General features: G+C 69.2%; 14 protein-coding genes and 1 pseudogene. 6 read left to right on the top strand and 9 right to left on the bottom strand.

The genetic code is table 11. The annotated features are described in order from the left end of the window. Positions 1–11: 11 nt before the first annotated feature. On the bottom strand, positions 12–1,073 hold the full coding sequence (locus tag ACH4S8_RS34470; protein ID WP_398401227.1) for a DUF6215 domain-containing protein: 1,062 nt from the start codon (positions 1,071–1,073) through the stop codon (positions 12–14). Positions 1,074–1,487: 414 nt separating this feature from the next. On the opposite strand from ACH4S8_RS34470, the gene ACH4S8_RS34465 reads away from it, so the two are divergent. Together ACH4S8_RS34465 and ACH4S8_RS34460 are read left to right on the top strand one after the other, a co-directional pair. Then, positions 1,488–2,243: a maleylpyruvate isomerase family mycothiol-dependent enzyme gene (locus tag ACH4S8_RS34465; RefSeq protein WP_398401225.1), complete on the top strand. Its 756-nt coding sequence runs from the start codon at positions 1,488–1,490 to the stop codon at positions 2,241–2,243. Between the two features lie 348 nt (positions 2,244–2,591). Then, entirely contained in the window at positions 2,592–3,149 is a 558-nt protein-coding gene (locus tag ACH4S8_RS34460) for a hypothetical protein (RefSeq protein WP_398401223.1), read from the top strand. Positions 3,150–3,184: 35 nt separating this feature from the next. Here ACH4S8_RS34460 and ACH4S8_RS34455 read toward each other — a convergent pair whose 3' ends face one another. Further along, complete coding sequence (locus tag ACH4S8_RS34455; RefSeq protein WP_398401221.1) at positions 3,185–3,346, bottom strand: hypothetical protein; 162 nt, start codon at positions 3,344–3,346, stop codon at positions 3,185–3,187. 76 nt (positions 3,347–3,422) lie between these two features. Here ACH4S8_RS34455 and ACH4S8_RS34450 point away from each other — a divergent pair, with 76 nt between their 5' ends. Then, complete coding sequence (locus ACH4S8_RS34450) at positions 3,423–3,845, top strand: hypothetical protein (protein WP_398401219.1); 423 nt, start codon at positions 3,423–3,425, stop codon at positions 3,843–3,845. Between the two features lie 94 nt (positions 3,846–3,939). On the opposite strand, the gene ACH4S8_RS34445 is transcribed toward ACH4S8_RS34450, so the two are convergent. The 4 genes from ACH4S8_RS34445 to ACH4S8_RS34430 form a co-directional block, all read right to left on the bottom strand. Then, entirely contained in the window at positions 3,940–4,293 is a 354-nt protein-coding gene (locus ACH4S8_RS34445; RefSeq protein WP_398401217.1) for a hypothetical protein, read from the bottom strand. A gap of 273 nt (positions 4,294–4,566) precedes the next feature. Then, positions 4,567–5,343, bottom strand: coding sequence for an ABC transporter permease (locus tag ACH4S8_RS34440; RefSeq protein WP_398401215.1), 777 nt, complete (start codon positions 5,341–5,343; stop codon positions 4,567–4,569). Further along, positions 5,340–6,335, bottom strand: coding sequence for an ATP-binding cassette domain-containing protein (locus ACH4S8_RS34435; protein WP_398401213.1), 996 nt, complete (start codon positions 6,333–6,335; stop codon positions 5,340–5,342). Before ACH4S8_RS34435 ends, ACH4S8_RS34440 begins: the two co-directional genes overlap by 4 nt. 40 nt (positions 6,336–6,375) lie before the next feature. Beyond that, positions 6,376–7,101, bottom strand: coding sequence for a DUF4097 family beta strand repeat-containing protein (locus ACH4S8_RS34430; RefSeq protein ID WP_398401211.1), 726 nt, complete (start codon positions 7,099–7,101; stop codon positions 6,376–6,378). A 475-nt stretch (positions 7,102–7,576) separates the two neighbouring features. Between ACH4S8_RS34430 and ACH4S8_RS34425 the strand changes: the two genes are divergently transcribed. Next, the gene (locus ACH4S8_RS34425; protein ID WP_398401209.1) at positions 7,577–8,359 is read left to right on the top strand and encodes a VOC family protein; all 783 of its coding nucleotides are present in this window, start codon (positions 7,577–7,579) and stop codon (positions 8,357–8,359) included. 156 nt (positions 8,360–8,515) lie between these two features. On the opposite strand, the gene ACH4S8_RS34420 is transcribed toward ACH4S8_RS34425, so the two are convergent. Further along, positions 8,516–9,085, bottom strand: coding sequence for a hypothetical protein (locus ACH4S8_RS34420; RefSeq protein ID WP_398401207.1), 570 nt, complete (start codon positions 9,083–9,085; stop codon positions 8,516–8,518). A gap of 559 nt (positions 9,086–9,644) precedes the next feature. Between ACH4S8_RS34420 and ACH4S8_RS34415 the strand changes: the two genes are divergently transcribed. Further along, entirely contained in the window at positions 9,645–10,373 is a 729-nt protein-coding gene (locus tag ACH4S8_RS34415; RefSeq protein ID WP_398401205.1) for a helix-turn-helix domain-containing protein, read from the top strand. A gap of 68 nt (positions 10,374–10,441) precedes the next feature. On the opposite strand, the gene ACH4S8_RS34410 is transcribed toward ACH4S8_RS34415, so the two are convergent. Further along, complete coding sequence (locus ACH4S8_RS34410) at positions 10,442–10,990, bottom strand: GNAT family N-acetyltransferase (RefSeq protein WP_398401203.1); 549 nt, start codon at positions 10,988–10,990, stop codon at positions 10,442–10,444. A 92-nt stretch (positions 10,991–11,082) separates the two neighbouring features. Continuing rightward, the gene (locus tag ACH4S8_RS34405; RefSeq protein ID WP_398401199.1) at positions 11,083–11,646 is read right to left on the bottom strand and encodes a GNAT family N-acetyltransferase; all 564 of its coding nucleotides are present in this window, start codon (positions 11,644–11,646) and stop codon (positions 11,083–11,085) included. 273 nt (positions 11,647–11,919) lie between these two features. Here ACH4S8_RS34405 and ACH4S8_RS34400 point away from each other — a divergent pair. Beyond that, a pseudogene (locus ACH4S8_RS34400) lies at positions 11,920–12,297 on the top strand (SMI1/KNR4 family protein); the annotation flags it as partial. Between the last annotated feature and the right edge of the window lie 19 nt (positions 12,298–12,316).

The raw sequence follows: 12,316 nt of genomic DNA, 5'->3' as shown, positions 1-12,316 counted from the left end.
GTGCCGGCGCCTCACCGAGCAGATCGTTCGGGGATCTCCGGAAGGACCTTCTGAGCGATGTCGACGAGAACACTGTCGCTCGGGAGCGCTCCGGACTTGCTCCACACACTGATCTCGCAGTAGCCACCCCGGTCATGACGGTCCAGCGCCACGGACAGCGTCCTGGCGAGGGGGCCCTGCTGGACCGGGCCACCGGATCCACTGCTCCCGAGATTGATCTCCAGCATCATGGTGTGATCCGAGGAGAGAACCGCACGGCGACCGAGAACCTTCAGCGTCTTGACGTCCCTTTCATCGCCATACTTCATCAGCTTCGCGTACTGGTCGGTCGACATGTCGTTGTAAGTCGCCGAGACGTTCACGGTGTACGTGTCGAACTCGACCTCGGCCTCCGGTTCGGCGACCTTCCCATCGGTCAGAGCGGCGGTGTTGTTGCCGCTGGAAACATTCGTCGCGGTTTCTCCGGGCGTGCCGAGAAGCTTGGCCAGGTCCGGCCTGTCGAGTGCCTTGCACAGCTGCTCACCGGTCACGGGCCGGGGCGTGCGCTCGTATGCCTTCGGAAGCTTGTCGTGCGTCTCGTCGTCCGAACACGAGGCGGGCTTCGCGACGTTGTCGCTGGACGGCATGACGTGGGGGATCACCCATACCGAGGCCCCGAGCGCCCCGAACACGGCCAAGGCCGCGACGGCCTGACCCAACGCGTTGTGATCCTTTTTCGGAGTGCCCTGCCCGGGGCGCGGCGCACTCCCGGCCGAGGCCTGAGAGTGGATCTGGGCCTGGGCCTGGGGCTGGACTTGAGGCTGGGGGTGAGCTTGAGACTGGGCAGCGGCATCGGCTGACGCCCCGTCCGCGGAGGCCGCCGGACTCGGGTTCCGGCGTGCACGCAGGGCCTGGATCACCGCGTAGACCCGTATGGCGGTGAACACGAGAAACACCACGCCGAGACCGGCCGCGATCCGATCGTGATCGCGGACGGCGAGATACATGATGCGTACGCCGAGAACGGATCCGATCACGATGAGCAGGGGCTCACGGACCCAGAACGGCAGGCGACGGATGAGGAAACCGAGCATCCGCCGATCTCATCAGGACAAGATCACATCCGCCATGACGGAAGCCACAATTCCGGGCACGCGCGGGACGGTTGAGGCAAGTGAGAGCAACCTGTCGTACCCGAGATCAGCTGTCGGAACGACAGTCGGTGCGGGGAAGGAGCGGGTTGTGGTGGACAACCCCCGGGCCGGACGGCGGAAGACGAAGCCCACAGCGGAGTCGAAGCCGCTGAGGCCCACGCGGGCCACGCTCCGCGGGCCGTTCCGCAACAGCGCAATGCGGCGCCTCGCACCGGACCCACGACAGACCCGTGCCTTGCGGGCGCCACACCCGCGCCCCGTTCCTCGGCTCCCACGACACCTGGCATCGGGCCTTCACCGAGGACAGCGCGGCCACGGGTGACCGGCGTCGCCCACCGCCCGTAAGGTACGGCCGTGACCGGGACCACCGACATCGCTCTCGCGGACATCGATCTTCTCCTCGACGAGATCCGAGGCTCCGTCGCACGCCTCGACGCCCGCCTCGGCTCGCCGACCCGTCTCCAGGCCCGCGAGCCGTCGGGCCTGCCCGGGTGGAGCCGCGGTCACGTCATCACCCATCTCGCCCGCAGCGCCGATGTCTACCGGTGGCTGCTGACTCTGGCCCGCACCGGCGCGGAACCCGGGCCACGGGCGGACGCCGTCGCCCTGGACCGTGCGCTGCGCGAGGGTGCCGAGCGCTCCGCCGGTGAGCTCGTCGCCGACCTGCGCGACAGCCTCGACCGGCTGCTCGACGAGGCGCGGACCATGCCTGCCGAACGCTGGTTCATCATGGTCACGGCACTCGCGGGATGGCGGCACCCCGCCTGGTTCACCCTCCAGCGCTGCCGGCGTGAACTCGAGACGCACCACGTCGACCTGAACCTGGGTTACACCGCGGCCGACTGGCCTTGCGGCTACGTCACCTGGGCGCTCGACGACACCGTCGCCGCACTCACCGCACGCGGCTTCCCGGTCGCCCGCATCCATGCCACCGACCTCGGCCGTACCTGGACCCTGGCCCCGGCCGACGCCACCCCGACCGTCACCGGCACGGGCCGCTCCGTCCTCGCCTGGCTCGCCGGACGCGGCAGGGACACGGGGCTCCATTCGGACGGTCCGCTCCCGACCCCGCCCAGGTGGCCCCTCCCTCCGGCTCCGGGCTGGATCTGAGCCCGGCTCACCGGAGACCGCCCCGGGCCGGCCGTTCGGCACACGAGCAGAACGCCGCTCCCCCAGAAGGATCCGGAGTTCACCCGCCGTCTCGCCGACGCGTGGGCGGGCCCGGTCGGGACGTCTCGCGGGCGAACGACCCTTTGGTCGGTCACGCCCGAGCCCACCGTCCACTTCCTGGAGCGTGACGGCTTCCGCCGGGTAGGACGCGACGCCGTCCAGGCGCAGGCTGCCGCCGCCGACCGGAACGACCCGCTCGCACCGTCCACCGAGGCGGGCGTCGATCCCCGCTGTTCGGTCCCGACCGGTGATCCGTTACGCTGCGGGCCGTCGATCGCGAAGGAAGACATGTTCAAACGACTTGTGGCGGCCGCCTTGACGGCCGTCGCGATAGCCGGGCTCGGCGCGTGCGGCAATAAGGACGATGCCCACGACAAGGTCTCGAACCACTCGGTGGGCGCCGGTCAGGACAGCGGGAGCGCTGCCGGGGAACCCGGCACGGACACGGCCACCACGGATGATGCGAGCGTCTTCGGCCTGCGGAACGAGGTCCGGCACCGCGCCGCGACGACCACCCGGGCCACGCGGCCGCACATGACGAAGAAGTGCACCACGGCCACGCATCGGGTCAAGCACACGACCACCACCGGATCGGGCACCAAGCGGCATACCCGCACCTGGTACTCCACCGAACACTCCAGAAGCTGCAAGCAGGTCCGCACCGGAACCGAGACCTACAGGCGCGTCGTCCGGCCGCAACGATGGTGCGTCAGCCTGGACGACGTCAATGGCGACCCCGAGAAGGACGACGTCTGGTACCGGGTCAGTGCGACGACCTACAACACGGCCGTCGGAACGGACAAGCACGCCCGCATGGACTTCACCCCCACGGGCAGCGGCTGCTGATCCCGACGCGGGACGGGTTGTCGGGCCAGGTGTCCCTACGCGGCGAGCAGCCCGGCGAGGATCACGGCCGCCACCGCACAGAGGACCCGGGGCCTTCTCCAGCCCGGTCCCGAAGCCTGGCGGGTCAGTTCCCCGAGAATCACCAGGGCGCCGCCGAGGCCCAGGGCGCTCCGCAGCAGGAGAACGGTGATGTGCACGGGAACTCCTCCGGAGACTTTCGAACGGACGGGAAGGGTAACCGTGGAGGAACCTGGAGCAGGAAGGCGGGGGTGCATGGACCGGAGTGAGGACGAGATCCTGGCCGCGGAGCTCGCGGCTCTGGGGGCCGCGAGTGGCGGCAGCGGCCGCCTGACCCGGCTCGTGGCGAATCTGATGAGGAAGAACGTCCATGAGATCGGCCTCGTCGTCCCCTTGCCGTTCGAGGATGCCGTCAGGCACGTCGCCGACGTGCTCGGCCGAGCCGGACGAGCGGTGGGGCCCGTACATGTCGAGCCTGGCATGGACCAGTTGACGATCCGTGTCGTCACCGGGGGTGGGGTCGGCGGCTTGAATCCCGTCGTGGTCACCGCGGTGGTGACACATGACGGCGACGGCGGCGCGAAGGTCGGGCTTCGTGCCGCTGCCAAAGAAGGCCTGATCAAACAGCGAGCGGGCGAGAAGACCGCCGTCCTTCTTGCCGCGTCGTTGAGCATCTAGAGCTTCGCCGCGCACGTAGAACGTCGTCTGTGCGTACCTCCGGGCCGGCCGGCCGTCGTGTGCGGCCGTGCCGTCGGCACCGGGCCGGACGGCCTCACCCTCGGGTGACGGTCACTCCGCCGAGCAGACCCCAGGCGTCGATACGGACCGTCGGCCCGCCCGGTCGGTCCGGGCCGTCGTCCTTGACCCCGCCCAGGCGGATGCCGTGCACCTTCACGACGACGTCGGGACGGACCTTGAGGCTGACGCCGCCGATCAGACTCAGCTTGGTGATGCGCAGTTCGGCGCCGTCGGGGATCTCGACGCCGGTGAGGTCGACATCGGCTCCTCCGACGAGCGAGGCGGTGACCGTGCGCTCGTGCAGGGTCTCGCCCTCGAGCCGGTGACCACCGATCAGGCTCACCTTGACGTCGGTCTTCTGCTGCTGAGTACCGCCTGTCTTCTTCATGGGAAGAAGGTATGTCCGGGGCACCGCCGCGCCCCAGTGCCCGGTGTACGGGCTTTCGTATGACAGGTGTCATGGAACGGCGCGCCCTGCTCTTCACAGGCAGGCAGCCGTACGCCGCTGTCCGCGCCGGGCAGGACCGGCAGGTGGTGGGGAAACGCCTGGGCGGCGCACTCCGGCGGGGTGCCGGGTACGCCGCCGGGGGCGGGACAAGGTCGAGAGCCGGGTGCGTTGTCGTACCGCATGGTCGTGCCGTCTGTTCGTCCGGTGTGCGGGCTACTGGGGCTCGCGGTCGAACTGGGCCCTGGACCAGCGGTATCCCAGAACGCTCAGGCCCAGGCACCAGGCCAGGGCGATCCACCCGTTGCTGCCGATCCCGGTGCCCAGCAGGAGTCCGCGCAGGGTCTCGATGACGGGGGTGAAGGGCTGGTACCGGGCGATCGGCTGGAACCAGCCGGGCATGGAGTGCAACGGGACGAAGGCGCTGGAGATCAGGGGCAACAGGATCAGGGGCATGGCGTTGTTGCTGGCCGCCTCGGCGTTGGGACTGCCCATGCCCATGCCGACCGCGATCCAGGTGACGGCCAGGGCGAACAGGGCGAGCAGCCCGAACGCCGCCAGCCATTCCACGACGGTGGCATCGGTGGAGCGGAAACCCATGGCGACACCGACGGCGCCGACCAGGACGACGCTCATGAGCGACTGCAGCACACTGCCGACGACGTGTCCGAACAGGATCGAGCCGCGGTGGATCGCCATCGTACGGAAGCGGGCGATGATGCCCTCGTTCATGTCGGTGGCGACGGACACGGCGGTGCCGACGACGGTGGAGCCGACGGTCATCAGCAGGATGCCGGGGACGATGTAGGCGATGTAGGCGGAGCGGCCCGCGCCGCCGCTCATGGTGTCGCCGAAGATGTAGACGAACAGCAGCAGGAGCATCACCGGGGTGAGCAGCAGGTTCAAGGTGAGCGAGGGATAGCGGCGGGCGTGCAGCAGGTTGCGGCGCAGCATCGTGGACGAGTCGCGTACGGCGAGGGAGAACGAGCTCATCGGACAGCCTCCTCGGGCAGGCTCGGCTTGATCGGTTGGTTCGACGTGCCCGGCTGGTTCGGTACGGCGCTGCCGGTCAGGGCGAAGAAGACGTCGTCGAGGTCGGGGGTGTGCACGGTCAGTTCGTCGGCCTCGATGCCGGCCGCGTCCAGGCGGTCGAGGACGGCGCGCAGGTCGCGTTGGCTGCCGTCGCTGGGCAGGTGCAGGGCGAGGGCTTCGGCGTCGTGGGACGCATCGGCCAGCGAGGCGGCCGCGGCCTGGTAGGCGGCGGGGTCGGTGAAGCGCAGGCGGACGTGTCCGCCGGGGACGAGCCGTTTGAGTTCCTCCGCGGTGCCTTCGGCGGCGATTCTGCCGCCGTGGAGGACGGCGATGCGGTCGGCGAGTTCGTCGGCCTCCTCCAGGTACTGGGTGGTGAGGAAGACCGTGGTACCGCCGGCGACGAGTTCACGGATGATCTGCCACATCGTGTGGCGGGAACGCGGGTCCAGGCCCGTGGTCGGCTCGTCGAGGAAGATGACGCGCGGGCTGCCGACCAGGGTCATGGCGATGTCCAGGCGGCGCTTCATGCCGCCGGAGTAGGTGGAGGCGGGCTTGTCGGCGGCCTCGGAGAGGTCGAAGCGCTCCAGGAGTTCGGAGGTGACACGTCGACCCTCGGCCTTGGAGAGGTGATGCAGATCGGCCATGAGGAGCATGTTCTCCCGGCCTGTGATCAGGCCGTCGACGGCGGAGAACTGGCCGGTGACCCCGATCACGGCGCGTGCGGCCTGCGCCTGGGTGGCCAGGTCGTGGCCACCGACGTGGACCGGTCCGGATCCGGCGTCCGGGGAGGCGAGCGTGGAGAGGATCTTGACGGCGGTGGTCTTGCCGGCGCCGTTCGGGCCGAGCAGGCAGAAGATGGTTGCTTCGGGGACGGTCAGGTCGATGCCGTCGAGGACGGTCTTGTCGCCGTAGGACTTGCGCAGCCCGTGTGCGGCGATGGCCGGGGCGGTCATGGGGTGCTCTCCTTTGTCCGGGCCTGTCGGAAACCGCGGGTCACAGGCTGCTGGCGGTGATGTCGCCGTGGGCGGTGGTGGCGTGGATGGTCAGGGCGGGGGTGTCGCCGGTGTTCTTGAGGGTGTTGCTGATCCGGCCGAGGGTGGTGCCGGCGTCCAGGGTCGCGGAGACGCCCGGGGCCGCGCCGACGGTGATGTCGCCCTTCCGGGTGGTGAGCGTGAGGGTTCCCTGTGCGGCCTGGCCGACGGTGATGTCGCCCGCCAGGGTGCTGAGCGTGAGGGTGCCCTGTGCGGCCCGGGTGATGTTCAGGTCGCCCTTCTGCGTGCTGATCTCGGCGGCGCCGTTGAGGCGGCCGACGGTGATGTCGGCGTCGAGGCCGGCCAGGCGGACGCTGTCGGCCTCGTCGAGCTTGACGGTGCGGTGGCCGCCCTCGAAGGCGACGTCGCCGAGCCGCCCCACGCCGCGCAGCTCGGCGGCGGCCGCCTTCGCCTCGACGCGGGAGCCGGCCGGCAGCTGCACGGTCACCTCGACAGACCCGGACGAACCGAGCAGCCGGTTCCCCGCCCCCGGGATCTCGACGCGCAGGACACCGTCGGCGCAGGAGACCTCGGTCTGCTCCGCCGCCTTCACGTCGCGGCCCTTGGAGGCGTCCGCGGGCAGGACCTCGACGGTGGTGTCGGCACGGTCGGCGGCGATGAACCGGATGCGTCCCGCGGGGATGTCGACGACGGCCGAAACGGGGGCGGGGGTGTCGAACTTCTGCATGGTGCTCTCCTTCTCCGATATCGCGCGCCTTGACCGGCCCGCTGCTTTCCGATGACAGAAACGCTACGTTGCATTCACGGATCAGGCAACACCGTTAGTGCGTCAAGTTCCTTTATTCGCAGGTGAGTGCCCATCTTTTGTTGCAACAGCCTTACGCTTAACGCAACGCCCCACATGAGATTCATTGCAATGGATGAAGGTGAACGCTATGCCGAACGGGACCACTGCGGTCGGACGGCGGCACTCCGCTGCACGGCACAGAGGCAGCACTCCGCGGCACGGCACAGCGACAGCACGGCACAGGTGCGGCAGGAGCGAAGCGGAGCCCAGCGGTCGCGCTTCCGACCCGAAGTGGCACGCGCGCTGCTCCATACGGGTGAAGCACGTGACCCGCCAGCGGTCACAGGTGGCCCGCCGCGGGCCGGGTCGGCATCGTTGCCCCCGCCCGATCGACCGACGCCCTGGAGGACTCCTCATGCCCGGTACCGACTTCAGCACCGGATCGCCCAACTGGCTCGACCTCGGCAGCCCCGACACCGAGGCCGCCGCCGCGTTCTACGGCGCCGTCTTCGGCTGGCAGTTCGCCTCCGCCGGACCGGAAGCCGGTGGGTACGGGTTCTTCCAGATCGACGGGAAGACCGTCGCCGCGCTCGGGCCGCTCACCCAGGAGGGCGCGAAGTCCGCCTGGATGATCCACTTCAAGGCCGACGACATCCAGGCCACCGTCTCGGCCGTCACGGCGGGCGGCGGCACCATCCGGATGGAGCCCATGGACGTCATGGGTGAGGGCCATCTGGCGCAGGCCACCGATCCGCAGGGCGCCGAGTTCGCGCTCTGGCAGCCCGGCAAGACCGTCGGGCTGGAGATCGCCTCCGCCCCGAACACGCTGCTCTGGGCAGAGCTGCACGTCCCCGACCCCCTCGCCGCCATCGCCTTCTACCAGGGCCTGTTCGGCTGGCGCAGCCAGGACATGCAGGCGCCGGGGATGACGTACCGGGTGCTGAGCACCAAGGACGGTGACCAGCAGGACGCCTCCTTCGGCGGGGTCGCCCCGATGGGCGACGGCCAGGGCGAGCAGCCCCGCTGGGTGCCCTACTTCCACGCGGAGGACGCCGACGCCACGGCCGCGGCGGCCACGGCGAACGGCGGGACGGTCCTGATGCCACCGGCGGACGTCCCGGAGGTCGGCCGGATCGCCTGGCTCGCGGACCCGTTCGGCGCGGCATTCGCCCTGCTCAAGCCGGACCCGCGGATGTGACGGCTCGACCGGCCGAGCCCGGCCGGTCGGGAACCGGGAGACTCCGGCCTTCCACCCGTGGATCGCACCACCGGGGGATGCCGGAGCCGGTATGCGCGGGTACCACCGGGCACGGCCCCAAAGGGTCACACCACCAGGAGAGTTCGCGCGTTCCTGTCAGGCGGCACGGCAGAGTGCCGCCCGGCCGGCCGGTTCCGTGCCGTGGACCGCGGCCGCAGGCACGGGGCGCGCGGTGCGGATGCCGGCCGCGCGCCGTGCGCGGCCGCGGCCGGCGGTGGCCGTGTCCCGCGCGGCGCTCGCGTGACCGCGCGCGAAGACGACCAGGCGCAGCACCGCGAACCGTGCGGCACCGGCGAGCGCGGAGGCGGACAGGTAGACGGCCTGCTCGAGCGCCGTGCCGGGCGCCGCCACCATCTGGTGCAGCACCAGCATTGCCCCGCAGGTCACCGCGTACGCGGCCGCGGCGGACCCGGACGACTGCACATGCTGGCGCCAGGTCGCGCGCCCGCCCGCGCCGAACGTGAAACGGGCGTGGAGTTCGGTCGCCAGAAGGGTGGATGCCGCCGTGACCAGTGCGTTGGCAAGACCCCAGTACATCCAGGAGGCGAGGGCCGCCACCGCGAAGCTGGAGGCGAGCCCCACTCCCCCGCCGCAGAGCACGAAACGCGCGAACGCGGTGAAGGCGCCCGGAGCGGTGGCCCGCCGCCGGCCCTGCACTGTTTCCATCGTCCCCACCCCTTTTGGCCGCTCGCCCGGTCCGCCCGCTTCCCGAAACGCACGCTCCCGGCACGCGAGACCTTCGGCCGACGTTTCCAACACCAGAAACGCTACGTTGCATTCATAAGTTCGACAACGTATTAATTGCGAGAACTCGCCGTTTCCACAGGTGAAGTACGCAAAATTGTTGCAATGACCTTGCGCCTAACGCAACGACCTTCATCGCAGACATTGCAATGAATGAGGGTGAACGCTACAGCGGAACCGGGGCGACTCCCGCTCGCGGCGACTCGGAACACCCTGCACCGAGCGGGACAGCACCCGCCCCGCTCACCGCATCCACCCCACGAGTCGTTTCCGGCACCGAAAACGCTACGTTGCTTTCCACCGCCGGACAACGAACCTGTCACCCGGGGACAACATCCATACAGGCCAACGGCAGCAAGCCACCAGGACACTCCGGGGCATGACGCAACGTAGAGCACTCACGTCATTGCAATGGGCAGGAGGTGAACACTACGGTGAGAAGGATCAGGGAGCACTACGAGAAATCACCGAGGAGACCGCGATGCCGGGAGGCAGACTCACCCAGCAGGAACGCCAGCAGATCGCGCTGGGACTGGCCGACAGCCTCCCCTACGCCGAGATCGCCCGGAACCTGGGCCGCCCCACCTCGACGATCACTCGTGAGGTGATGCGCAACGGCGGGCCCACCTCCTACCGCGCCGACCTCGCTCACCGTGCCACCGAACGCCGCGCCCACCGGAGCAGGAACGCCCCTTCCCAGGAACCGGAATCGGCCCCCCAGCCTCACGGACGCAACGCCCGGGCCGTAGCGGACTACGAGGAGACCTTCACCACCGTCCTCATGAGATCCGGCGTGTCCAGGATCCCCGCGCGTGTCCTGACCAGCCTGTTCACCTCCGACGCAGGCAGCCTCACCGCGTCCCAGCTCACCCAGCGCCTTCAGGTCAGCCCCGCCTCCATCTCCAAAGCCATCACCTTCCTGGAGAGCCAGAGCCTCGTCCGCCGCGAACGCGACGAGGGCCGCCGCGACCGCTACGTCATCGACGACGATCTCTTCTACCAGGCCACCATCGCCAGCGCCCGCGCCAACGACGAAGTGGTCAAGACCGCCCGTGAAGGCGCCGCCGTCCTCGGCCACGACACTCCCGCCGCCATCCGCCTCGAGAACGTCGCCCGTTTCCTCGACCACATCAGCGAAAGCATCACGCGCGCCGCCGAACAGGCCCGCCAGATCCTCCATACCAACCCCACACCCCCCGACCGCACCTGACGCCCGTTGCGGCCGACGCGATCGAAGCCGCCGATGCCGTAACCCCCGCGCCGCGATGGGCAACGGAGTCACGCGGGGGGCGTCCACTCCTCACGAAGCATCCCGAAGAGCACGCGGTCGTAGCGCTTCCCCTCCACCAGCACCGCCGACCGGCGGCGACCTTCCTCTCGGAAGCCGAGCCTGGCGAAGGCGCGCATGGCGCGCTCGTTGCCGCTCCAGGTGTCCAGTTCCAGCCTGCTCAGGAAGTACGCGCCGAACAGGTGGCCCACGAGCAGCCGCAACGCGTCACTGCCATGGCCGCGACCCCAGAACTCCCGCTCGCCGATGGTGACTCCGAGCGTGGCCACTCCGGCGTACGGGTCCAGGTCCCGATAGTCGGCCATGCCTATCACCCTTCCGCCTGCGAGATCCTCGACCGTGAACACGGCCGACTCTCTCGGGATCAGGCGCAGCATGGTGTCGAAGCCGAGCCCGAGCGCTTCTGCCGAGACCGGTCCGAAACACGGGTCGCCGGCCGCTGCCCAGCGCACCACTTCCGGGTCGTTGCGCCACCGAAGATGATGCTCCGCGTCCTCGGAACGCAGCGCACGCAGCCTTACCAAACTTCCTTCGAACATTGCGCAACCCTAATCGAAGTCCATCGCCCCGGATTCCGTGACGGTGCCCCACGCGGCCGGGCAGTCGACGCAGGGGACGGCCCCGTCCAGGGCTACTTCTGCTCCCACTGCTCCTTGGTGATCTCGTACCGCACGCCTCCATGCTCGGAGCCCTCGATCATCTCCATGTCGGGAGGAGTGGAGATGGTGTCCGTGTGCGTCATGGCGAGCTTCTCCATGATGTTGCGCGACCCCCGGTTCACGGACATCGTCTCGGCCCAGACCATGCGCACACCGAGCTCCGTGAACGCCTTGCCCAGCAAGGCCCGCGAGCCCTCGGTGGCATACCCCTTGCCCCAAGCCACCTGCCGCAGCCGGTAGCCGAGTTCGACTTCGTCCAGCGGGCCGTCCGGCTCGGGACGCAGGATGAACCAGCCTATGAACGCGCCGCCGTCCTTCTCGTGCGCGGCGAACAGTCCGAGGTCGCCGCCCCACTTCTCGTAGCCGGCGAGGATGTTCGGCAGGTAGCGCTCGCGGACGACTTCCGGCGCGGTCGGACTGCCGCCGGTCAGGTAGCGCATCACCGCCGGGTCGCTGTCCAGCTCGATCAGCAGGTCCGCGTCATCGGCGGTGAAGCGGCGCAGGGCCAGGCGCTCGGTCTCAAGGTAGGTGTCCACGAGTCGATCGTGCCTGAAGCGAGTCGGGCAGCCCAGCGATTTTCTTCGGCGCCCCGGGGGATGTCGTCACGACGTCACGGGACGTGGAGACGGACTCGGCCTGCTACCGGCGCGCTTCCACATGCCCGCTTCCACATGCCGCTTCCCTTGCCCGATGCCCGTGCCCGCTGCCCCGAAGGACTTCGAGCGCCGACCACTAAGCTTTCGGCCATGTGGAGGCAAACGGTGCTGGAAGTCTTTCCCGGGGCGGGAATCCGGTAGCCTGTTCAGGCATCGGCGCTCGCCGAAGCCGAGAAGCGGCTCGGGCAGTATCTGCCGCTGGAACTCAAGCAGTTGCTTCTGGAGAGCAACGGTGTGACCGGCCACTCTCATGTCGACACCGTCTGGCCCGTCGACCAGATCGTCGAGCAGAACCTCCTCTTCTGGACTGCCGAATCCTTCGTCCACCTCTACATGCCTTTCGACGCCCTCCTGTTCTTCGGGGACAACGGGGGCGGGGACCAGTTCGCCTTCGTGCGGAAGCCTGAGCGTCCGGACGTGTTCGTGTGGGAACACGAGAACGACAGCCGCCGATGGGTGGCCAACAACTTGCGGGACTACCTCGGCCGTTCACTGCGTACCGGCGGAGACGACTGGTATCAGCAGTGGTAGGCAGCCCACCGGTCGCATG

Source organism: Streptomyces sp. NPDC021080, assembly GCF_044333225.1.
In the GTDB taxonomy this organism is placed as follows: Bacteria; Actinomycetota; Actinomycetes; order Streptomycetales; family Streptomycetaceae; genus Streptomyces.
The sequence above is the reverse complement of the archived record's forward strand: the minus strand, read 5'-3'. Positions and strand labels throughout refer to the sequence as shown.